The sequence below is a fragment of the Maribacter sp. genome (genome assembly GCF_039974175.1).
GTDB lineage: Bacteria > Bacteroidota > Bacteroidia > Flavobacteriales > Flavobacteriaceae > Maribacter_C.
In genome coordinates this window covers 412046-432447 of sequence record NZ_JBDWJN010000010.1, presented here as the reverse complement: position 1 = coordinate 432447, position 20402 = coordinate 412046, and the positions used below count along the sequence as shown (strand labels likewise).

Below are 20402 nucleotides of genomic sequence, written 5' to 3'. Positions count from 1 at the left end.
AAAAATTTAGAATCATGAAATCAGAAAACATTTTAGTAATTGGAGGAACTGGAAAAACTGGTCGCAGAGTAGCAGAAAATTTAACTCAATCTAAATACAATGTAAGGGTAGTTGGTCGAACGACAAACCCGGCCTTTGATTGGGAAAATCCTGAAAGCTATGATGCCGCCTTAAAAGATATGGATAGAGCATATATTGTGTATTATCCAGATTTGGCGGTGCCGGGCTCAAGAGATGCTATAACAACACTAACTAAAAAAGCGCTAGCAGCTGGTTTAAAAAAAGTGGTCTTGCTCTCTGGTAAAGGGGAAACGGAAGCAGAAGCTTGTGAAGCTATTGTAGCTAATTCGGGCTTAAACTACACCTTGGTTAGAGCCTCCTGGTTTAATCAGAATTTTAGTGAAGGTGCATTTTTAGATTTTGTGCTAGATGGTGTTGTGGCGTTACCCATGCCAGACGCTAAAATTCCCTTTGTAGATGCAGATGATATAGCAGCTGTAGTTGCTAAAGTTTTGGTAGATGATGCGTATAATGGACAAACTATAACCGTTACCGGACCTCAAAAAAGAAGCTTTAAAGAAGTAGTCGCAATTATGGCCGATGCATCGAACAAGCAAATACAATTTGTGCCAATTTCTATTGACCAATTTAAACAAGGAATGCGAAAAGCTGGCCTTCCTGATTCTTACGTATGGCTTTTTGGCTATTTATTCCAAGAAGTGTTAGGAAATTCAGATAACCAAGAAGTTGTTAACGATATTGCCAAAGTTTTGGAACGACCTGCTAAAGATTTTGAAACCTTTGCAAAACAAACTGCTGCAACTGGCATTTGGAACCAGGTTAGTATTGACTAAGTCTTGGCAACCCCGTGTATGATGAATAGCGATTTGAGTCTCCATTCAAGTCGCTATTCCTTTTTTATTTTGAAACACTAGTTTGACTTCTTCCTCCAGCCGTATCCGTAATAGAATAAGGTACTTAGTATAAAGAAAATGCCTATGGCCATATATTCATTGAATGGTACATAAGAAAGTACCCAAATCAAAACAAGCAAGGAAAGAATAGGAACCAATAATCCTCCGGGTACTTTGAACATGGGCGGGTTCGTCAAATCTGGCTTCAATCTACTTTTAAACATCGCCAAGACTACCCCTAGGTATATGATTAAAACTGCAGAACTAGACAAGATGGCTAGGGTTTTAAAGCCCCCGCTTATGGCCATTATAAAAATGATACTACAATATGAAATAATGGCAATATGAGGCGTCTTATATTTTGGGTGTACCCTACTTAGCACTTTAGGCAGCAATCCATTTACCGACGCAGCAAAAGGCAGCCTTGGCATAACCATGGTATCACTACCTATTAGGGCATACATCGAAATTACTCCCGTAGCAATTAAAATGGTTCCTCCAATAGGGCCAACCAAACGAATGCCGACCTCTGCAAGAGGGGCTTCTTGAAATAAAGCCAATTCAGCTCCTAAGATTCCAGTTGCCACAAATTGAATTAACAAATATATAATGAGTATTCCGGTGATGCCCATGAAAATGCCACGTGGAATGGTTTTTCCCGGGTTCTTCATTTCCCCGCTGATATTTAATGCTGATTCTGAGCCACCAAAAGCAAAAAATAGCAAGATACAAGCAGCTCCGAAAGTAGATACATCTGGAAGCGCAGTCATACCCAAATTTTCAGCTTGTACGCTGAAAAGTCCGACCAACACCAGCAAGACTAGTGGAATAAGCTTTAGGATGGTCAAAATGACTACCATTCTAATTCCAGACTTCACCCCACGAATATTTACAATAGCAAAGATGGCGATAACCACAAAAATAAAAAACGTTCGAAACCAATACTCGTTAAAGGAAGGAAACCAGATACCCAACATATCAGACATTACATTGAGAATGGCTGCGTCTGATAGTACACCATATCCTAACCAAAACAAGGTATTTGATAAAAACCCGGCCAAGGGACCAAAGGCATCTTTAATCATCATATACGCTCCACCAGTACTCGTCTCTTTGCTCCCCATTTCTGCAAAGCACAGCATAATTAATCCCATCAAAATGGAACAGAATAAATAGGCTAAGAAACTCATTGTACCTAAGTAGCCGGCTACATAAGCAGGTAGAATAAAAATACCCGTTCCAATGGTCAAGTTAATGGCATTGATAGCGAGTGATCCGGCTCCCAACTGCCGTTCTAGTCCAGTATTTTCGTTTGAAGTCATCTGGTAATATTAGCCTAAATAATCGGAACCGACCTAATTGCCCTGTCAAAACGCTAAAAGAAATTAAAAAACGCCCGCTAACAAAGGTTAAAATGGGTTGCTCGCAGATTGCCCAAACCGCAAGGTGTAGCTTTATGCAAAGGTTCGGTTACAGCAGATACGGCTTGCAGATGGTTCCTCGAAATTATACTGTACCAAAGCTTGTAAGCAGTTCAACACGTTTCAATTGTATAGTATTACGCATTAGAATTGCGTTTACACTCTTTTTATTTTTACATATGCGTACTTTGGTGTATATTTTATCTGCATATGCCCTTTCTGATGGTCTTGCGGCAATGGGAGCAATTTGGCCTACGCCATTAATTATTACAGTAGTAATCATTGCGATGGTAGGTTATTGTAAAAGATTATTTGATATAAGAATGTGATTCCGTTAAGAAAAACTCAACACCATAATGGCTATAAGTAATGGCTTGATACTAAAACAATAATACATCGCCTACCGCCTGCCCTACTTTATATATATGAACTGTTGTAGAACATCGAGAAATTTCAATAAAAAATAAAATCCATGAAGCCATTATTCTTTTTTATCATGTGCTGTTTGCTATGCACAGTATGCATTGCACAAGAAGACAACTCCCCAATTACTATTGGCATTAATCATACTATTAAGTCTGCGATCTTAAATCAAGATAGAACAATTCAAATATATACCCCAGAAGCGTATTCAGAATCTAAGCAAGACTATCCAGTACTTTATATTTTAGATGGGCAATGGTATTTTGTAAGTGGGGTAGCAATTCAAAAAGCATTACGCACTCCAGGTGCTATTCCAGAAATGATCGTTGTAGGCATCAATAATAGCAATCCATTACGAAGAACCTTATTTAGTGATGAAAATGAAAAATTCACTGATTTTTTGATTAATGAGGTCATACAATATGTAGATTCAAATTACAGAACAAATAAAGAACGGGTCATTTTTGGTTGGGAAGCCGCTGCTTACTACTTAAGTGAGTTAATTTTAGAACAAAGTGAGTTCTTTAAAGGAGCCATCATAACTGACGGGGGCTATGCTTCGGAAGACGTAGTAAATAAGTTTTCTTCAAATGAAGAAATTTATCTTTTTATGGCTAACTCTAGAAAAGACATCTATTATATCGGATCTACTGAAGCATTCCATGAAATATTGAAAAAGAGCAATCCCAAGAATCTTATTTGGAAATACGATTTATTTAATGATGAAGTGCATGAAACCTTGGCACATTTAGCAATTTATAAAGGCTTGAAATACTATTATCATAACTATGACTCACCAGTATTTGAAAGTATTCAACACTATATTGATTTGGGTGGAATGGAATACCTAACTGCTTATTTTAAAAAACGAGCAAAGCGTTTCGGTGGAGATGATCATATAGGTGACAGCACAAAAAATGGATTAATTTGGTTAGCCTGGAACAGAGATAACTTTGAGTATTTTAACCTTTTCATGACTGAATTTAAAGATGTATTGACAACAAAAAGATATGCTTCAGCCTACTGGCAAAATCGTTTTGGACAGTTTTACCTAAAACATAGAGACCACGAAAATGCCGTGAAATATTTTGAAGCAGGGCTTACTCAATATCCAAACTCAAACTTTGAGCAAGAAATGCAACAAGGTTTAAGGAATGCGAAAAACGACAAGTATTAGTTCGTTAATATGAAAAGTAAAAATAGCGTTACAAAAAAAAATGTATATGAAATAATAGCACCCTTCGGAATGCTACGCTTCCTATACTAGACCTTAATATGAATAGCTAAATAAACGGAAACAGTAGTAGGAACTAATTCTTTATGTGTCTCGTTTTCCGATTCTTAGAATACAAGAAATAATTTTACTTGTTGTATCCTAGGTTGTGCTAAATTTAACCAAAAACAAATGAACCTAAATAAACAAATACCTTTTTTAAAACTTGCAGCTATATGTTCGCTACTTGGTGCGCTTACAACAAGCTTATTGCTATTTCTTCCCAGCCCAATGGCTACAGATTTTGAATCTCAAGCCTTGCTTTATGAGAACAAACTATATGTATCCAAATTATGGATATTATTCGTTCACCCTCAGGTCAATATAATTGCAAGTTTAGGAATAGCCTATCTTCTTTATAAACGATATCCATTGCAAATGATAGTGGGCAGTCTGTTTTTAATGGTCTGGGCATATACGGAGATGGCGCAACAATCGCTCCTTATTGATACCCTAAATCAAATATGGAGACCCAATTATGTAAGCGCCGAAACTGAGCTTTCAAAAGACATGTTCAGGTCATTGATTCATGCTGCCAATGGAATTTCTGACAGCAAGTACTTTCTGGTCATTTATGGTTTTGGATTTGGCTCACTGCTATATGGTACGGCACTTGTTCAAGAGAATGGCCTTGGAAAATGGATCGGTATTTCACTGCTATTTATAGGAATACTTAGCCTTTGTTCATTCCTAAGATATTATCTCGGTATAGGTGCGTTGGATACCCCTGTAAATTGGCTCTATAAATGGATTTATTCCTACCTACAACCAATGGTTCGTATCGCTATTGGAATTTGGATATTTATGCATTTTAAGTCTGAGCGGAACAAGAGTTAACAATGCATAGCCAATTGCTTTGGTATAAGTACCTAGAAAATTATATGGGTTTTCGAAAGGTCTAGGTACCTTTTGTAAATTCGCTGCTGAACCCGCTAACAAATCATACACGAACAACTTACTAACACTTTTAAAATGAATAATTCTTTAGAAAACTTAATTGCAGAATTACGTTTAAAACCACATCCTGAAGGTGGTTATTTCAGAGAAACCTATCGCAGCAAAGAAGAAATTCCTAGGGAGGTATTGGATGCAAAATATAGCGGCAGCAGAAATGTTTCCACCTGCATTTATTTCTTGTTAACATCTTATAATTTCTCAGCATTTCACAAAATTAATCAGGATGAAATTTGGCATTTTTATGATGGATCACCTATTCGATTACATATCATTTCCGAAGCTGGTGTTTATGCCAACCAATTGATAGGAATAGATATACAAAATGGTCAAGTACCCCAATTTGTGGTCAAAGGTGGAAGTTGGTTTGCAGCTGAAGTAGCATTTCCAAATGCATATTCATTTATTGGTTGCACCGTAGCTCCCGGATTTAGTTTTGAAGATTTCACATTAGGTACAAGCGCTGAATTAATACATATGTTTCCAAAAAACAAAGATGTCATTGAGCGGCTTACGCGCGTATAAAATACAATTAGCAACAGCGGTACTAAGTCGGCATTCCTCTAAACGAACTTGAAAGGTCAATGCGTAGACACTGCTAAGTAATTTTTACGCAACCAGTAACTGGTTTGGGTATCTTCTAAAAAAGTAGTTATGAAGAAACTTGTTTTTGTTCTGTTAGCATTTGGAATTTTATGCGCCTGCACTAGTGATGACAGTGGAATTAATATCAATGAACAAAATTTTATGGTTTTCGGACATTTTTATGGTGAGTGTGGCGGAGAAGGATGTGTTGAAACTTTCAAACTCACGAATACATCACTTTTTGAAGACATCGTTGATGATTATAGTGGGCAAAACATGGATTTCGTCGCATTAGATAACGACTTATTTGAAGAGGTCAAAAACCTTTCAGAATTTTTTCCCAATAAACTATTGAAGGAAAGCGAAAACCAATTTGGTTGCCCAGATTGTGCTGACGGAGGAGGGTTATTCATTCAGTTCTCAGAAAATGGAAATGTAAAAAGTTGGAGAATTGACCAAGTGAAAGCAAATGTACCAGCGTATCTCCACCAATTTATAGATAAGGTAAATGAAAAAATTGCCTTAATTAATACTTAAAAGCTGCACATATAAGAGCGCAAAACAAAACCTACCAAAAAGTATACAAACTTCGAAATTCTGTATAAGAAAACAAAACTACTGCTTAGCGACCTTTGCCCTATTCCTTTACGCATTAAAAAATAGGCAAAAATGAAAAATAATCAATTTGGTAAAAAAGGTTGGACACCAGACAGAATTGCAAATTTGGATGGGAAAACCTACGTCATAACAGGAACTACAAGCGGAACAGGGTTTGAAGCAGCCAAATTATTGCTATCAAAAGGAGCAAACGTTGTGATGCTAAATAGAAACCCAAAAAAATCAACTCAAACCATTGCTGCTTTAAAACTTGAACTTGGAAACCATATCGACGTTTTAGCTATAAAAATGGATTTGGCTGAACAAGCTTCTGTAAAAAAAGCCGCAGCAGAAGTTCTAAAAACGGTTCCTCAAATCGATGCACTCATTTGCAATGCTGCCATTGCCCAAGTACCAAAACAAACCATTACGGCAGATGGTTGGGAAAGTCAAATGGCAACGAACCACTTCGGCAATTTCACACTTCAAGCATTATTATTTCCATTGATAGACAAATCAAATGGGAGAATAGTAACCGTTGGTAGTATGGGTTATAATCTAGGGATAAAAACCATACAATTTGACGACATGAATTGGGATAAAAAATACAGTCCAAATGGTGTATATAGCCAAAGCAAATTAGCACAAATTATGTGCGTTTATGAATTACAAAACCGTTTACAAAAAGCGGGAAAGTCTAATGTAAAGGCTTATGCTTGTCATCCAGGTGCTTCCAATACATCATTAATTAAAACCAGTGGTAGTTTAATGACGCGATTTATTTGGCAACTAATGAAATTATCACCCTTGGTGCAATCGGCAGAAAAAGGTGCCTATCCACAATTAATGTGTGCCACAGAATCAGACCTTGACCAAAGTGGTTTTTACGGACCGACAAAAAGAATGCATACGGTAGGTCCGGTAGGAGCGCACAAGCTAGAGCCACATGCCAAAGATAAGGAGGTTGCTCAAAGATTATGGGAAATATCGGAAAAAGAAACAGGCGTAACTTGGAATATTTAAATTAGCGGTATGCAACATTTTAAAACACTTTCATCATATGTAGCCTATTTAAGACTTCCTGCGCCAGAGCATCCGATGTTGAGTATTTTTAACGCCAAAGGAGAAGGTTATTTACCTTGCCCGCGAGAAAGTTCACCACCAATTACGAATGATTGCTATGCCATTAGTTTTAAAAAAAATGTAAAGGGAGATTTGAACTACGGGCGTACAAAATATGATTTCACTAATGGAGCTTTGATTTTCATTGCACCAAGACAAATGCTACAATGGAACAGTAGCATGGTGTTTGAGCAAAAAGGCTTTTCAATAAATTTTCACGAAGATTTTCTGAAAGGAACAGCATTAGCGTTACAAATAAAAAAATATGGTTTCTTTTCCTATTCAGTGAATGAAGCATTACATCTTTCGCCAAAAGAAGAAAAGCAAATAGAAGCGATAGTAGAAAATATTGAAATTGAATATCATAATAATCAAGATGTCTTTAGCAAAGAAATTATTATTTCTCAACTAGATACATTGCTAAAATATGCCAATCGTTTCTATGAAAGGCAATTCATAAATAGGAAAGAAATATCAAACGATTTGCTGGAGCAATTCAATCGGCAGATATGCTCCTATTTTGAATCTAGACAATTGCAAGAAAAAGGAATTCCCAACATAAAAAAAATGGCAAGCAAAATGTCAGTTTCGCAACGCTACTTAAGTGATACACTTAAAAAAGAAACGGGAAAAACCACTACTGAACATATTCATTTGTATTTAATAAATGAAGCAAAGAATATTTTATTACAACCTAACAAAAGCATCGCCGAAGTGGCCTATGAGTTAGGGTTTGAATATCCGCAGTATTTTTCAAGATTATTCAAAAAAAAGGAAGGTATAAGCCCAACGAGGTACAGAGAAAAATATAAATGGAATTAACAAGGTGATTAATTTTGGAGCGATTATTGTTGCCAAATCCGTATGCGAAGAACAGCATGCACTCTTTTGATAGGTCTTGCTTTTGCATTAATGTTAAATGCACAAAACACACCTATAACAAAAGTAGAATTATATGGCAATTGGATGCTCGAACTGAGCGAAAATAGTCCTGACAATGATGGCCTTGTTTTTACAAAAAAGAAGGAGTCAGCGCCCCTAAAAAAAGATTTTAATATCACAATCTCTTTACTCGAATACGATGAGTGCTTAGTCAACTACGACACAACAGTTACGTATTTAGGCAAAATTGGCTCGCTTGCCGATTACAGTTGGACTTTTGACAAAGACTTAGGCATAGTGAATATTTATAAGTCTGAAAAATGGCTAAAAGAATTCAAAGAAAAACATCCCGATGAATTTAATAAGTTCAAAATGCAAGACAAATACCATGAAATGGAGCTTTCTTTGGTTGCATTGGAAAATGAACGTATTGGGTTGGAAATTATTAATTGGGAATGAGTTAGTGCATCTCGATTGAAAAGTTCAAGAAATACGTATAAAAACTACGCACCACACTACCACTAACGGATTGTTCCCTATTTCCTGTACAAAACGCTATCGCTATAATTAGTATCTTCACAAAGCGCAGCAAGATCAATTAACCTTTGCTAAAATAGCTTGATGGTGCTAGCCAGAAATTACCCAACGAATCATGGTTGATTGGTTCGCTACAAGCCGAAAAAATAGAACTTAGGAGAAAAACTAGAAATGAAAGCAAATCCTCAACTTATAAAGTTCCTAGCGCCATATGACGAGCGCATCCAAAACTTGACCTTGCAATTGCGTAATTTCATAACTGATTTGGTTCCAGAATCGAACGAATTGATTTGGGATAACTACAATGCGGTAGCGCTGGCTTACTCGAAATCGGAAAAATTAAAAGATGCTTTTTGTCACATTGCAGTATATGCTGAACACGTAAATTTTGGCTTTAATCGTGGAGCAGAATTGACAAAGACAAACGTAAAATTAAATGGTAAAGGAAAGTTGATACGGCATATTACGGTAAAAGATTACCAGTCTTTCCCAAAAAATGAACTACAAGCTATGATTTGGGAAGCAGTTGGAATTTCTGAAAAGTTGAACAAGGCATTGACCGAAAAGAAGCTGCAACCAAAAAGTATGGTAATGTCAATATCAGATAAGAAAATAAGACCACATAGCAAATCAAACAACTAACGATAGCCATACATAATTGCTTACTGCTTACCACCTTAGTATGGCTTTCCATTACAAAAGTCCCCCAGCTAGCAATAAGCTGAAATATCCAAACTATCCTTTTTGACCGTTATTGCACAATCAAATTACTTTAATTAGTATTGTGACTATAATTTTTATAGTATAACTTTTTTACAATGAATACGATTAAAGAATACAATAGACCTCGTGTAGACGTGTAAAAAACAAAGAGAATAGTATGATAGAAACAATACACAAATTAGAAGGGCTTTTGACTATGACAAAAGAGTACATTACTACAGCTTCCGATGAAGAATTAAGTCTTAAGTCCAATGCTGAAACATGGTCAAAGAAGGAAATTATAGGTCATTTAATAGATTCTGGAATTAACAACATACAACGTTTTACAGCAGTTCAAATTGCAAATGAGCCCTATAGAATAAAACCTATGAAACAGGTTGAACTTGTGAAAGTAAATGATTATCAGCATGCTGAAATCGAAGAACTTTTGACCTTTTTGATAGCACTCAACAGGCGAATAAAAAAGCTGATGATGCTACAAAATGATCAGACGCTAAGCACAAAAATTGAGCTTTATACCGCAGGCAACCTATCTGATTTGAGATATTTGATGGAAGATTATGTTGTACATTTTGAGCAACATGTAAATCAAATTATAAAGCCTTTAAGGGCATAAGGTCGACCTGTATCTAACAGTAATACGCTAATAGGGTTAAGTCGTTGTTGTCAAGCCTATAAAAACGCACCACCCTAGGCTATCATTTTAGGAATGTAGTTTCCATAGGCTGCACTACCAAGAAAGGTATAAAACCCTAAACACTAACATAAAGCGACAACAACAGCTATCATGCACTGCTTGAATCTTACCCAAACCCGAAAACCCACACCGATTTTCTTTTCAGTTTGTATTTGCTAAATTAGGAGTGTAAATACCCAACGGAATCATTCACCAATATCTTGACAGTCATTTAAAGGCATGCGGTATCTATTTTGTTTTATTATGCTAATCCTAATCTCTGGATGTAGAAATAATCCAGAGGTTGAATATGATTTAGTGATTAAAAATGTCAACCTTATAGATGGCACTGGTACTTCAATTCAAAAAGCTGTCACCATTGCTATCGATAACAAGCAAATTGTAGCTATTGGGTCTGAATCTGATCTAAATGCAAGTAAGATCATTGATGGTTCCGATAAATTTTTGATGCCCGGCTTATTTGACTGTCATGTACATACAGGAGACTTTAAAGAAGACTTTGCAAACTTGATTCACTACGGCATTACATCCATTTTTGTGCCTGGCGGAAGTCGGTGTACCAATACATACTACGCCGCCATGCGCTTGATGAGTAAACAAGATTCCACTCCAGCTCCCAGAGTGTTTCATACGAGTCAGCATTTCACCATGGAAGGTCGCCATCCTGCCAAAACCTATGGGGGTTTTAACAGAACACATGGAGAAAACATCTTCTATTTAAAAGATACAACTCAAATTGAGGAGCTTGTAAAACAAGTTGCTCAATATCCCATTCTTGGAATAAAGATCACTATAGAAGACGGACCTGCACCGCCTTTTGTTGAAAGGATTCCGCAACGATTTGTAGATAAAACGGTTAGGGAAGCTTCCAAATATGACTTAGAAGTTTATGCCCATATAAGTGACAATATTGAATTGGAAATGGCAGTGAAGGCTGGAGTGCAAAATTTAGTTCACTATACAGGTGTGAATATTGACCCCAATAACAATGTGCATTTGAATTGGATTGAAACTCTTCGTGACCAAGACGTTTCTTGGGTTACTACCCTAATGATTGATAAGTCTTTTCTATATCCGTTGCATCCCGAATGGTTTGATGAAGAAGCTATGCTTCCTAAGTATAAGCAAGCGAAAGAAATGCTTAATCCTGATCGCGTGAATCGTGCAAAAAACATAGCTGAAGCTTTAAAATATGAATACGACTTAGAAGAAAGCACCTTCATGTCCTTTGTCGATCATCACGTTACAGATGTACATTTTCTTTACGATTATGGTATCAACATGGTATTGGGGTCAGATACAGGCAACGATTTCAATTTTCATGGTTATAGCCTCCATGAAGAAATGCAAATTTTGGAACTAGGCGGAATGAAACCTATTGATATTATTAAAATGGGTACCCTAAATGCAGCGAAAATGATGAAGTCTGATGATCGTTTAGGCTCCATTGAAGTAGGCAAACTAGCAGATATGATACTGCTTGATAAAAATCCTTTAGAATCGATACGCAATTGTCTGTCTATACATACGGTAGTTAAGAACGGAGTAATTCAACAAAGGGTGACCGAATAAAAAAACGATATCCAACAAAAGCAATACGTAATTGTTAGTGCTAGTTTCAGATTTGTATCTTTCCTTACTTTTTAAACCAACCCTTAAGATGAGAAAGCAAATACTTTTGTTCATATGCCTAATGACTGTGGTCGTAGCTGCAAAAGCTCAAGATTCAACTAATACTAAGTACCAAGATTTGGTATTGCTCTTCAATGATTGGCGTTCGTTCGAAAAACCACCATTGAAAAACGAGGCTCCTGATTATACCGCTGCAACCTTTGAAAAGCGCTGGCCGAAATTCAAAAAACTGCAAACGCGATTAAAGGCCATTGATACCACCAGCTGGGCTATAGAACACCAAGTAGATTGGATGCTTGTTTGGGCAGAGATGAATGGTTACGATTTCAATCATCGCGTACTAAAACCGTGGGCGCGTGACCCTGCCTTTTATAAAAGTGTTTGGACCAGCAGAAGCGATGTTCCAGCACATGAAGGACCTACCCATCATGCGACTACTGAACTATGGACCTATTCTTTTCCGTTGTCTAAAAATGAAAGAGAACGGCTCTTGGCCGACTTGTCAGTAATTCCCGCACTAAATAACCAAGCCAAGCAAAATTTGACCGGAAATGCAAAAGAGCTATGGATAGCAGGAATCAGAGATATTGAAAGGCAGCGTATTGTGCTACTAAATTTAGGAAAAAGGGAAGAAGTCAAAAGCGATAAGAAAATTGTAAAGGCCATCAATATGGCCATTGCGGCAACGGAAGATTTGGCGCAATGGTTGCGTACAGAAGCAAAAAACAAGACCGGGCCTTCAGGAATCGGTAAAGAAAACTACAACTGGTATTTGCAAAATGTACATTTAGTTCCATTGACCTGGAATGATGAGGTATTGCTTCTAAAAAGGGAGCTTTCTCGTGCATGGACCGCCTTAAAACTAGAAGAGCATCGCAATAGAAAGCTACCAGAACTTGTCGCAGCTGATTCTCCAGAGGCTTATACTAAAATGGCTGATGCAGCTGCACAAAGTCTTATAAACTTTCTAGATCATCAAGAAATCGTAACGGTAAAACCCTATTTCGAAACTGCCCTAAGAGAACATTTGGGTGTTTACGTTCCTGAAGAAAAGCGAAATTTCTTTTTAATAGGGGAACATTTTGACCCCAGGCCATTGTACTCTCACTTTTATCATTGGTTCGAGTTGGCCCGTATGGCCAACGAACCGCATAAGAGTGCAATACGTCGTGGGCCCCTACGCTACAATATTTTTGATTCTAGAAACGAAGGCACCGCAACAGCTGTCGAAGAATTATTTCTTCAAGCCGGGTTATATGATGATAGCCCTAGAACTAAGGAGATTGTATACATCATGATTGCACAGCGTGCCGCAAGAGGATTAGGCTCGCTCTACGCCCATGCGAACGAAATGACTATGGAAGAAGCAGGTAGCATTCATTCAGCGTACACGCCTCGCGGGTGGATGAAAACTGAAAAAGAGTTGTTGGTTTTTGAACAGCATCTCTATCTACGTCAACCCGGTTATGGTACAAGTTATATCACAGGGAAGTATTTGCTAGAAAATGCAATTGCCGAATACGCTAAGATGAAAGAAAACCGGCAGGAAGAGTTCGTTCTGCGCGAATTCTTTGACACCTTAAATAGTATAGGAAATATACCCATTTCTCTAGGGCATTGGCAGATGACCGGTACCAAAGCAAATTTTGACAATTAGTGTTAAAAGCAGGTATAGCTTAGAAAGTGCACCTAATATGTATTAAATTTAGAATTAAAGGTTCGCATCATGCATAAAGCTTTTGCACTATTATTGTTGCTTTTTGGTTCGTTGGCATTGGCACAGCAATGGCAGAGCCCAGCTTCAAATGCCCCTATTTTTAACTACCCCTTAGAACCAGCAACTAGCTCGAAGCAGGCTTTGAATATGGATTTCCTTAAGTTGGAAAATTTTAAGAAAAATACTTGGCCCTTTTCGCACTCACAGCGCCAAGCATATCGTAATCGTAAAAAGCAGATCGGCAATATGCCCATATTTGTACCTAAAGGACAGTTCTTCATAGCACTATTTAAACCAGATGAAAATATCGATTATAAACTGCGAATTTTTGATTTGGAATAAGCGAAGTATTGCAGAAAAGCTTGTCGACTAGTCTTTGACTTCATTTGCAGTACGGCATGCGGTAACCATTACGTTAACAAGCTCCAGGCTATTCGTTAACACGCTGAAACTTAGCCTTCATCATCTCAGCAGCTTTCGTATAACCTCCTTCAGCCCCATCAACAAAATGAGCGTGTTTGCTCTTTCGGTCTTCTACATAACAACTCATGACCGACGAATCAGCCACATGCAATCCGTAAACTATTGTTTTGGCAGATTCCAGTTGGTCAAGATAGTGCTTCAGCTGTGCCGTTTGGCCTGATGTTCCTGAAATTATGGTATTAATTAAACCATCGAGCATTATGGTTTCTGACAAGTCTTTGGTCATTCTCAAATACAATCGCCCGGCGCTCGAGTACTTAAAATACAATTTCCCGGCATAGGTCTCAAGCAAGGTTTTAAGAACGTGCCTGTACTTGAGTCGACTGCTTCTAGCCAAAATTTCATTTTTTATTTTTTCAAAAGTGGTGTTTAGTTTCAATTTCGGAATCGATATCGGTTGACGCTGTTCAATATTTCCAAAAATATGGTCGAGTTCTCCCAAAACGTCATGATAGACTTGCCGTTGTTTCATCTCGCCGGCGCAATATACTAGTAGACAAATTACCGCATTATCTGATTTTGGTGGCGCTATTTTATCCCATCTGCATTCTAGCCCGCTTAGGTCAGGGGTTTCCATTTGCGAAGGGGTAGCAGTATAGGGTGAAAAAGTTCTTTTAATAAGGTCTTCGGCAAACTTCAATCCTGTACCAAGAACTACGGGAATTTGTAAAAAATCATTTATTTGATTTTTAGCTATTCTTAGATGATACCCCTCATTGCGTATATCCTTCAAAGACATATACCCTATTACCAATTCCAAATTCCATTGTGCCTTAACATGCTCGCGTTGAAGACGCAACTCCTTCAATAATTGTTCTTTATATCCGTTGGGTATTAAAAAAGTTGCGCCATCTCCGCCAAAAAAATAAGGTACTTTTATACCGGTAGCTTTAAGACTATTCAGAACGGTAACTATGCAACCTGTAGCGGCAAGGTTAACCAGATTGTGTTTGTTATCGGCAACTGCCAAAGTCGAGTTTTTAACATCCGCTACTAAGACATACCAATCATCGGGTAAGGGCGTGAAATTAGCATCATCGGAATAAAGCGCCAACAGACTGTGTTTGTGCAATGGTAGTGCAGTATAAAAGTCGTTGTTAGTGTCTGATGGGGGCCACATGTTCCAATTCGTATTTATGGTATTAATTGGAGAAAATCGTCTTCAGAAATAATCTCAATTCCCAGAGCTTCAGCTTTAGTACGCTTACTAGGCCCCATTTTATCTCCTGCAACCAAGTAAGATGTCTTCGAAGACACCGAAGAGCCAACCTTGCCCCCATTGTCTTCAATCAGTTTTTTAAGCTCGTTACGACTCACTTTTTCAAATACTCCTGAAACTACAAAGGTTTGTCCTTTTAACTTTTCTGTCTGGTTTTCCAATTTTTCCGCAGAAAGTTCAAACTGAACCCCGTAACTTTTTAGGCGCGATATAATTTCACGATTAGCTTCATTCTGAAAAAACTCTACAACGCTTTGGGCAATGCGTTCTCCTATTTCATCAACAGCCGTCAGCTCTTCCTCTGAGGCAGCCATAAGCGCATCAATGTTTTTATACGCCTTGGCTAACTTTTTGGCAACTGTTTCTCCCACAAAGCGAATTCCCAGTGCAAACATCACCCGCTCAAAAGGTATCTTAACAGATGCTGCGACCCCGTTTACCAAGTTCTCAGCTGACTTCTCCGCCATTCGTTCCAATGGCATTACCTGTTCTTTTGTAAGCGTGTACAGGTCGGCATAGTTGGTAATCAATCCTTCTTGAAAAAGTAAGGTAACGGTTTCGCTACCCATTCCTTCTATATCCATAGCCTTGCGCGAAATATAGTGTTGAATACGCCCAGTAATTTGAACAGGGCAGCCATAGTAATTGGTGCAATAGTGTTTTGCATCTCCGTCGGTTCGTACCAACTCAGTATGGCATTCTGGGCAATGTTTAATATATATTGTGGGTTCAGAGTTTTGTGGCCGCTTGCTAAAATCAACCCCTATGATCTTAGGAATTATCTCTCCTCCTTTTTCGACAAAAACCGTGTCTCCCTCGCGTATATCATATTTGGCAATTTGATCTGCATTGTGCAAAGAAGCTCTTTTTACCGTGGTACCTGCCAACAAAACGGGTGCTAGGTTAGCGACAGGAGTAATCGCACCGGTGCGCCCTACCTGGTAGGTTATCTTATTCAAAACCGTAGTAACCTGTTCTGCTTTGAACTTATAAGCCATCGCCCATCGTGGAGATTTTGAGGTATGACCTAGTTCATCTTGTTGCTGCAAACTGTTTACCTTAATCACCACCCCATCAGTTTCATACGGAAGATTATGCCGGCGTATGTCCCAGTGTTCAACGAATGCCATTACTTCATCAGTGGTCTTGCATAATTTAGCAACCGACGGAACTTTAAATCCCCAATCACGGGCTTTGTCTAGCATTTGCCACTGCGATGTAATTCCGGTGTTTTGACCAACTATTCCATACAAAAGACAATCTAAGGGGCGCTTGGCGACGGCGGCGCTATCTTGTAGTTTCAGGCTACCGGAAGCCGTATTTCTGGGATTCATATAGGGTTCTTCGCCATTGGCAATACGCTCGGCATTCATCTTAGCAAAACCTTCAAACGGCAACACAATCTCGCCGCGGATATCAAATTTAGCGGGATAATCGCCCCTCAGTTGCAAGGGCACCGATTTAATGGTCTTAATATTGGTGGTTACATTATCGCCTTGTAAGCCATCACCTCGGGTAACTGCCTTCACCAATTTGCCATCCTCATAGGTTAGGCTGATAGAAGCACCGTCGTATTTAAGTTCACAAGTAAACTCCACCTCGACATCACCCAACCCTCTTTGAATACGTTTTTCCCAATCTTCCAAATCTTCCTTGGAATAAGAATTGTCTAGAGAGTACATACGTTGATCATGAGCTACTGTCTCGAAGTTTTTAGTAACCATCCCTCCCACTCTTAAGGTTGGCGAGCTTGGATCATGAAATTCTGGGTATTTTGCCTCCAAATCTTGTAGCTCCTTGAGTTTCATATCAAACTCATAGTCAGATATAATAGGATTATCTAGAACATAATAGTTGTGATTATGCGCTCTAAGTTCTTTTCTTAGTGATTCTATTTGTTGTTCGGCACTCATATTATAGCTATAATTTCTAAACCTGTTCTTTTTTAATCCATTTCGGCACTGGCAAGGGGCGATAACTTTCCATTTGTACCAATAGGCCATCTATGGTTTCATCTACCAAAATCATTTCGTAATTTTCTTGTTTGACAAAGCCTTGATCTACCATTTTTGTCAGCATGTTCATTAGTTCTGTATAAAATCCGTCGATATTCAAAATTCCTATTGGATATTGATGCAGCCCCAGTTGCGCCCATGTCAGCATTTCAAAAAATTCCTCCAAGGTTCCATAACCCCCCGGTAGCATTATAATGCCTTCTGATAGTTCATGCATTTTTAGTTTGCGCTCATGCATATCTTGGGTTACGACTAGTTCCGTTAATTGCGTATGGCAAACTTCACGGATTTTCAAAAAGTCTGGAATGACTCCTATTACGGTTCCATCAGCTTCCAAGGCGCCTTTCGCAAGGGCACCCATCACTCCGATTTTGGCACCCCCATAAACCAGCTTAATATTCTGCTCTGCCATAGTTTTACCCAATACATATGCTTGCTGAATGTATTCATGATTAGTTCCCTCGCTGCTACCACAAAATACTACGATGCTCTTCATATACTGTTTTAGTTCTAATCTACGCCTTACAACGCAGTGGTCTTGTGCACTTTTATACCTCTCAACATTCGGTCATTACCAAACATATCTTTTCGGACCTCAATTTCAGAAAAATTATGGTCTCTCAAAAGGCGTTCGGTTTCTTTTCCTAAATATTGATTGATTTCAAAAAAAAGCCGACCTCCTATTTTTAGATTTTTAAGCGCAAACCCTGTAATTCTTTCGTAAAATAAAAGGGGATTCTCATTTGTGACAAACAAAGCCAAGTGCGGTTCATGTTCTAAAACATTTTTTTGCATTTCGTTTTTTTCCAGTTCGCGAACGTACGGTGGGTTTGAAACGATGATGTCGAAGTGGATATCTAGCGATTCTAGCTCAAGCACATCGCTGTTAACAAGTTCGATTTCGACCTTATTGACCATCGCATTTTCTTTGGCTACTTGTAGCGCTTCTTCGGAAACATCCAATGCAAAAACTTCAGCTTCTGGAATGTGCTTGGCCAACGAAATGGCAATGCACCCGCTGCCGGTACCAATATCCAATATTTTCAGAGGGCCACTTTTAGCCTGAAATGCTTGCCCCGCTACTTCTCCAACAATCCATCGAACCAATTCCTCGGTTTCTGGTCTTGGAATAAGTACATTCTTGTTGACAACGAATTCCATATCCATAAAATGGGTCTTGCCGATAATATGTTGAACGGGTTCGTTCAATTTGAGGCGGCTTAACGCTTCGAACATGGGTTCTTCGTTTTCCTTGGAAATAATCAGATGAGGTTGTATGGCCAATACGAAGCGATCAAGACCTAGAAAATACTCGATCAATAGATAAAAGAAACTGTCTACTTCCTCCTTGTCGTAAAGCGGATCTAGTTCTGCATGAAAGACGTTTTTAATTTCCCGCAAAAGCATTCTTAAAATAGTTTTCAGTTGGCAGCAGCAGTTCGCAGAAAAAAAGCGATTTTTGCTGGGTGAAGATACGTGAAATGAGCACAAGCGTAAAATTTGATTTCAAGTTATAATATACCCATGCGAATTACATCTGACCCTAAGAAAAACAGACTCACATCAGATGAAAAATACATTTCAAGATGTATTGAAATAGCTCAAAACGCTTTGGGTACTGCCGCTCCGAATCCGGCAGTCGGGGCAGTAATAGTGTATAAGAACAAAATTATTGGAGAAGGCCATACCAGCGCCTATGGCGGACCACATGCAGAAGTAAATGCCATTCAATCTGTTGCCGATACATCCTTGTTGACAGCGGCCACATTATACGTCACCTTAGAACCTTGTTCGCATTTTGGCCAAACACCTCCCTGCGCAGATTTGATTGTTAAATTCGGAATTCCTAAAATAGTGATTGGACTAGTAGATCCCCATGAAAAAGTGGCGGGAAATGGAATTAAAAAACTTACCGATGCTGGCTGTAAAGTGCTAACCGGCATCTTGGAAAAGGAATGCCGTGAGCATCACAAACGTTTTTTGACTTTTCATGAGCAAAAACGACCGTATATTATCTTAAAATGGGCCGAAACTTTAGATGGTTTTATTGCTCCTGAAAAAGCAAAGCGCGCTACAGCAGCTGAGCCCTATTGGATTACTAGCACCTATGCCAGGCAACTCGTACACCAATGGCGATCACAAGAGCAGGGTATTTTGGTAGGCACCAATACCGTATTGGAAGACAATCCTAAATTGAACGTACGACTTTGGGAAGGTAAAAATCCGTTACGCATTGTTTTAGACCGTAGCTTAAAAATTCAAGAAGATCGGTACGTATTAGACAGAAGTATTCCCAGCCTAGTGCTGACCGAAGTGGCTGACACATCAAAATACCTTGATGGAATTCAGTACGAACTTATAGATTTTTCTAAAGATATCGCACAACAAATCTGCCGTATACTATGGAAACATAAGCTGACCAGTGTTTTAATCGAAGGAGGGGCTAAAACAATACAAACCTTTATCGATGAGGAATTGTGGGACGAAGCAAGAGTCTTCATAGGAACCACCTATTTTAAAATAGGAACAAAAGCGCCTAGTCTTTCTAGAAGCAGTATTGAAACAAAAAAAATAGGGGTCAATGCCCTTAAAATATACCGCAATGATTAAGAACATCATTTTTGACTTCGGGGATGTCTTTATCAACCTTGATAAAAACATAATCTATAGAGAAATTGAACGCTTTGGTGGCAATCCGGTTTTGAGTCCTGAGGTACTAGCGATTAATATGGATTATGAAATCGGTAAAATTTCCTCTGAGGAGTTTGTAGCACAATTGACCAAGGTTTACCCCAAAGCCTCATCTACCGAGATCAAAGGCATTTGGAATGGAATGCTTTTAGATTTTCCTGACAGTAGGCTTGAGTTTATTGAAAACTTGGCGAAGGAAGATTCACATCGTCTTTTTCTATTGAGCAATACGAATGCCCTACATATAGACGAAGTGGAAGAAAAAATGGGAATCGAAAAGTTTAATCGGTTTCGAAATTCATTTGAGCAGTTCTATTTGTCACATGAAATTCAGTTAAGAAAACCCAATGCCGAAATCTATCATTTTGTTTTAGAGGAAAATGCCCTGAAGGCCAAAGAAACTTTCTTTATTGACGACACCAAAGAAAATACCGATGCGGCCAAAAAATTGGGTATAAAATGCTGGAATCTTCAAGTGGGTGTTGAAGATATCACGCATTTAAAATCTAAATTGTAG

21 protein-coding genes are annotated in these 20402 nt (G+C 38.4%); 15 read left to right on the top strand and 6 right to left on the bottom strand.

Going from position 1 to position 20402, the window contains the following annotated elements; translation table 11 throughout:
• Nucleotides 1-14 precede the first annotated feature (14 nt).
• A complete protein-coding gene (locus tag ABJN95_RS10975; RefSeq protein ID WP_348370445.1) occupies nucleotides 15-854 on the top strand; it encodes an NmrA family NAD(P)-binding protein in 840 nt (279 codons plus the stop codon).
• 77 nt (nucleotides 855-931) lie between these two features.
• On the opposite strand, the gene ABJN95_RS10970 is transcribed toward ABJN95_RS10975, so the two are convergent.
• The gene (locus ABJN95_RS10970) at nucleotides 932-2236 is read right to left on the bottom strand and encodes an amino acid permease (protein ID WP_348370444.1); all 1305 of its coding nucleotides are present in this window, start codon (nucleotides 2234-2236) and stop codon (nucleotides 932-934) included.
• Nucleotides 2237-2420: 184 nt separating this feature from the next.
• Entirely contained in the window at nucleotides 2421-2618 is a 198-nt protein-coding gene (locus ABJN95_RS10965) for a hypothetical protein (protein ID WP_348370443.1), read from the bottom strand.
• Nucleotides 2619-2807: 189 nt separating this feature from the next.
• Here ABJN95_RS10965 and ABJN95_RS10960 point away from each other — a divergent pair, with 189 nt between their 5' ends.
• The 12 genes from ABJN95_RS10960 to ABJN95_RS10905 all read left to right on the top strand — a co-directional run bounded on the left by ABJN95_RS10960 (nucleotide 2808) and on the right by ABJN95_RS10905 (nucleotide 13819).
• A complete protein-coding gene (locus tag ABJN95_RS10960) occupies nucleotides 2808-3935 on the top strand; it encodes an alpha/beta hydrolase-fold protein (RefSeq protein WP_348370442.1) in 1128 nt (375 codons plus the stop codon).
• Between the two features lie 228 nt (nucleotides 3936-4163).
• Nucleotides 4164-4868 carry a hypothetical protein gene (locus tag ABJN95_RS10955; RefSeq protein ID WP_348370441.1) on the top strand — a complete coding sequence of 235 codons (705 nt, stop codon included), beginning with the start codon at nucleotides 4164-4166 and terminating at the stop codon, nucleotides 4866-4868.
• 135 nt (nucleotides 4869-5003) lie between these two features.
• Nucleotides 5004-5510, top strand: coding sequence for a cupin domain-containing protein (locus ABJN95_RS10950; protein WP_348370440.1), 507 nt, complete (start codon nucleotides 5004-5006; stop codon nucleotides 5508-5510).
• Nucleotides 5511-5639: 129 nt separating this feature from the next.
• Nucleotides 5640-6107: a hypothetical protein gene (locus ABJN95_RS10945; RefSeq protein ID WP_348370439.1), complete on the top strand. Its 468-nt coding sequence runs from the start codon at nucleotides 5640-5642 to the stop codon at nucleotides 6105-6107.
• A 132-nt stretch (nucleotides 6108-6239) separates the two neighbouring features.
• Entirely contained in the window at nucleotides 6240-7190 is a 951-nt protein-coding gene (locus ABJN95_RS10940) for an SDR family oxidoreductase (protein WP_348370438.1), read from the top strand.
• A 9-nt stretch (nucleotides 7191-7199) separates the two neighbouring features.
• The gene (locus ABJN95_RS10935) at nucleotides 7200-8111 is read left to right on the top strand and encodes a helix-turn-helix domain-containing protein (protein WP_348370437.1); all 912 of its coding nucleotides are present in this window, start codon (nucleotides 7200-7202) and stop codon (nucleotides 8109-8111) included.
• A gap of 42 nt (nucleotides 8112-8153) precedes the next feature.
• The gene (locus tag ABJN95_RS10930; RefSeq protein WP_348370436.1) at nucleotides 8154-8630 is read left to right on the top strand and encodes a hypothetical protein; all 477 of its coding nucleotides are present in this window, start codon (nucleotides 8154-8156) and stop codon (nucleotides 8628-8630) included.
• Between the two features lie 249 nt (nucleotides 8631-8879).
• Nucleotides 8880-9350 carry a hypothetical protein gene (locus tag ABJN95_RS10925; RefSeq protein ID WP_348370435.1) on the top strand — a complete coding sequence of 157 codons (471 nt, stop codon included), beginning with the start codon at nucleotides 8880-8882 and terminating at the stop codon, nucleotides 9348-9350.
• Between the two features lie 238 nt (nucleotides 9351-9588).
• Nucleotides 9589-10047, top strand: a complete 459-nt coding sequence (locus ABJN95_RS10920; protein WP_348370434.1) for a DinB family protein — start codon at nucleotides 9589-9591, stop codon at nucleotides 10045-10047.
• A 324-nt stretch (nucleotides 10048-10371) separates the two neighbouring features.
• Nucleotides 10372-11700: an amidohydrolase family protein gene (locus ABJN95_RS10915; RefSeq protein ID WP_348370433.1), complete on the top strand. Its 1329-nt coding sequence runs from the start codon at nucleotides 10372-10374 to the stop codon at nucleotides 11698-11700.
• Between the two features lie 88 nt (nucleotides 11701-11788).
• Entirely contained in the window at nucleotides 11789-13417 is a 1629-nt protein-coding gene (locus ABJN95_RS10910; protein WP_348370432.1) for a hypothetical protein, read from the top strand.
• A 69-nt stretch (nucleotides 13418-13486) separates the two neighbouring features.
• Nucleotides 13487-13819, top strand: a complete 333-nt coding sequence (locus ABJN95_RS10905) for a hypothetical protein (RefSeq protein ID WP_348370431.1) — start codon at nucleotides 13487-13489, stop codon at nucleotides 13817-13819.
• Between the two features lie 88 nt (nucleotides 13820-13907).
• On the opposite strand, the gene ABJN95_RS10900 is transcribed toward ABJN95_RS10905, so the two are convergent.
• From ABJN95_RS10900 to prmC, 4 genes are read right to left on the bottom strand one after another with little or no spacing between them, the layout of a single operon-like run.
• Complete coding sequence (locus tag ABJN95_RS10900) at nucleotides 13908-15080, bottom strand: DUF3095 family protein (protein WP_348370430.1); 1173 nt, start codon at nucleotides 15078-15080, stop codon at nucleotides 13908-13910.
• Nucleotides 15081-15094: 14 nt separating this feature from the next.
• Nucleotides 15095-17092, bottom strand: a complete 1998-nt coding sequence (gene ligA / locus ABJN95_RS10895) for an NAD-dependent DNA ligase LigA (protein ID WP_348370429.1) — start codon at nucleotides 17090-17092, stop codon at nucleotides 15095-15097.
• A 16-nt stretch (nucleotides 17093-17108) separates the two neighbouring features.
• Entirely contained in the window at nucleotides 17109-17690 is a 582-nt protein-coding gene (locus ABJN95_RS10890) for a TIGR00730 family Rossman fold protein (RefSeq protein WP_348370428.1), read from the bottom strand.
• A gap of 26 nt (nucleotides 17691-17716) precedes the next feature.
• Nucleotides 17717-18601, bottom strand: a complete 885-nt coding sequence (prmC, locus tag ABJN95_RS10885) for a peptide chain release factor N(5)-glutamine methyltransferase (protein WP_348370427.1) — start codon at nucleotides 18599-18601, stop codon at nucleotides 17717-17719.
• Nucleotides 18602-18718: 117 nt separating this feature from the next.
• On the opposite strand from prmC, the gene ribD reads away from it, so the two are divergent.
• Both ribD and ABJN95_RS10875 read left to right on the top strand, forming a co-directional pair.
• Nucleotides 18719-19804 (top strand): bifunctional diaminohydroxyphosphoribosylaminopyrimidine deaminase/5-amino-6-(5-phosphoribosylamino)uracil reductase RibD, encoded by a 1086-nt coding sequence (gene ribD / locus ABJN95_RS10880; RefSeq protein ID WP_348370426.1) that lies wholly within the window; start codon nucleotides 18719-18721, stop codon nucleotides 19802-19804.
• Nucleotides 19797-20402: an HAD family phosphatase gene (locus ABJN95_RS10875; RefSeq protein ID WP_348370425.1), complete on the top strand. Its 606-nt coding sequence runs from the start codon at nucleotides 19797-19799 to the stop codon at nucleotides 20400-20402. Before ribD ends, ABJN95_RS10875 begins: the two co-directional genes overlap by 8 nt.

Coding starts and splice junctions, on each gene's coding strand:
- ABJN95_RS10875 (WP_348370425.1), top strand. CDS start 19,797: ATGATTAAGAACATCATTTTTGACTTCGGGGATGTCTTTATCAACCTT.
- ABJN95_RS10935 (WP_348370437.1), top strand. CDS start 7,200: ATGCAACATTTTAAAACACTTTCATCATATGTAGCCTATTTAAGACTT.
- ABJN95_RS10940 (WP_348370438.1), top strand. CDS start 6,240: ATGAAAAATAATCAATTTGGTAAAAAAGGTTGGACACCAGACAGAATT.
- ABJN95_RS10950 (WP_348370440.1), top strand. CDS start 5,004: ATGAATAATTCTTTAGAAAACTTAATTGCAGAATTACGTTTAAAACCA.
- prmC (WP_348370427.1), bottom strand. CDS start 18,601: ATGCTTTTGCGGGAAATTAAAAACGTCTTTCATGCAGAACTAGATCCG.
- ligA (WP_348370429.1), bottom strand. CDS start 17,092: ATGAGTGCCGAACAACAAATAGAATCACTAAGAAAAGAACTTAGAGCG.
- ABJN95_RS10955 (WP_348370441.1), top strand. CDS start 4,164: ATGAACCTAAATAAACAAATACCTTTTTTAAAACTTGCAGCTATATGT.
- ABJN95_RS10920 (WP_348370434.1), top strand. CDS start 9,589: ATGATAGAAACAATACACAAATTAGAAGGGCTTTTGACTATGACAAAA.
- ABJN95_RS10915 (WP_348370433.1), top strand. CDS start 10,372: ATGCTAATCCTAATCTCTGGATGTAGAAATAATCCAGAGGTTGAATAT.
- ABJN95_RS10975 (WP_348370445.1), top strand. CDS start 15: ATGAAATCAGAAAACATTTTAGTAATTGGAGGAACTGGAAAAACTGGT.
- ribD (WP_348370426.1), top strand. CDS start 18,719: ATGCGAATTACATCTGACCCTAAGAAAAACAGACTCACATCAGATGAA.
- ABJN95_RS10900 (WP_348370430.1), bottom strand. CDS start 15,080: ATGTGGCCCCCATCAGACACTAACAACGACTTTTATACTGCACTACCA.
- ABJN95_RS10970 (WP_348370444.1), bottom strand. CDS start 2,236: ATGACTTCAAACGAAAATACTGGACTAGAACGGCAGTTGGGAGCCGGA.
- ABJN95_RS10890 (WP_348370428.1), bottom strand. CDS start 17,690: ATGAAGAGCATCGTAGTATTTTGTGGTAGCAGCGAGGGAACTAATCAT.
- ABJN95_RS10925 (WP_348370435.1), top strand. CDS start 8,880: ATGAAAGCAAATCCTCAACTTATAAAGTTCCTAGCGCCATATGACGAG.
- ABJN95_RS10945 (WP_348370439.1), top strand. CDS start 5,640: ATGAAGAAACTTGTTTTTGTTCTGTTAGCATTTGGAATTTTATGCGCC.
- ABJN95_RS10930 (WP_348370436.1), top strand. CDS start 8,154: ATGCGAAGAACAGCATGCACTCTTTTGATAGGTCTTGCTTTTGCATTA.
- ABJN95_RS10905 (WP_348370431.1), top strand. CDS start 13,487: ATGCATAAAGCTTTTGCACTATTATTGTTGCTTTTTGGTTCGTTGGCA.
- ABJN95_RS10965 (WP_348370443.1), bottom strand. CDS start 2,618: ATGATTACTACTGTAATAATTAATGGCGTAGGCCAAATTGCTCCCATT.
- ABJN95_RS10960 (WP_348370442.1), top strand. CDS start 2,808: ATGAAGCCATTATTCTTTTTTATCATGTGCTGTTTGCTATGCACAGTA.
- ABJN95_RS10910 (WP_348370432.1), top strand. CDS start 11,789: ATGAGAAAGCAAATACTTTTGTTCATATGCCTAATGACTGTGGTCGTA.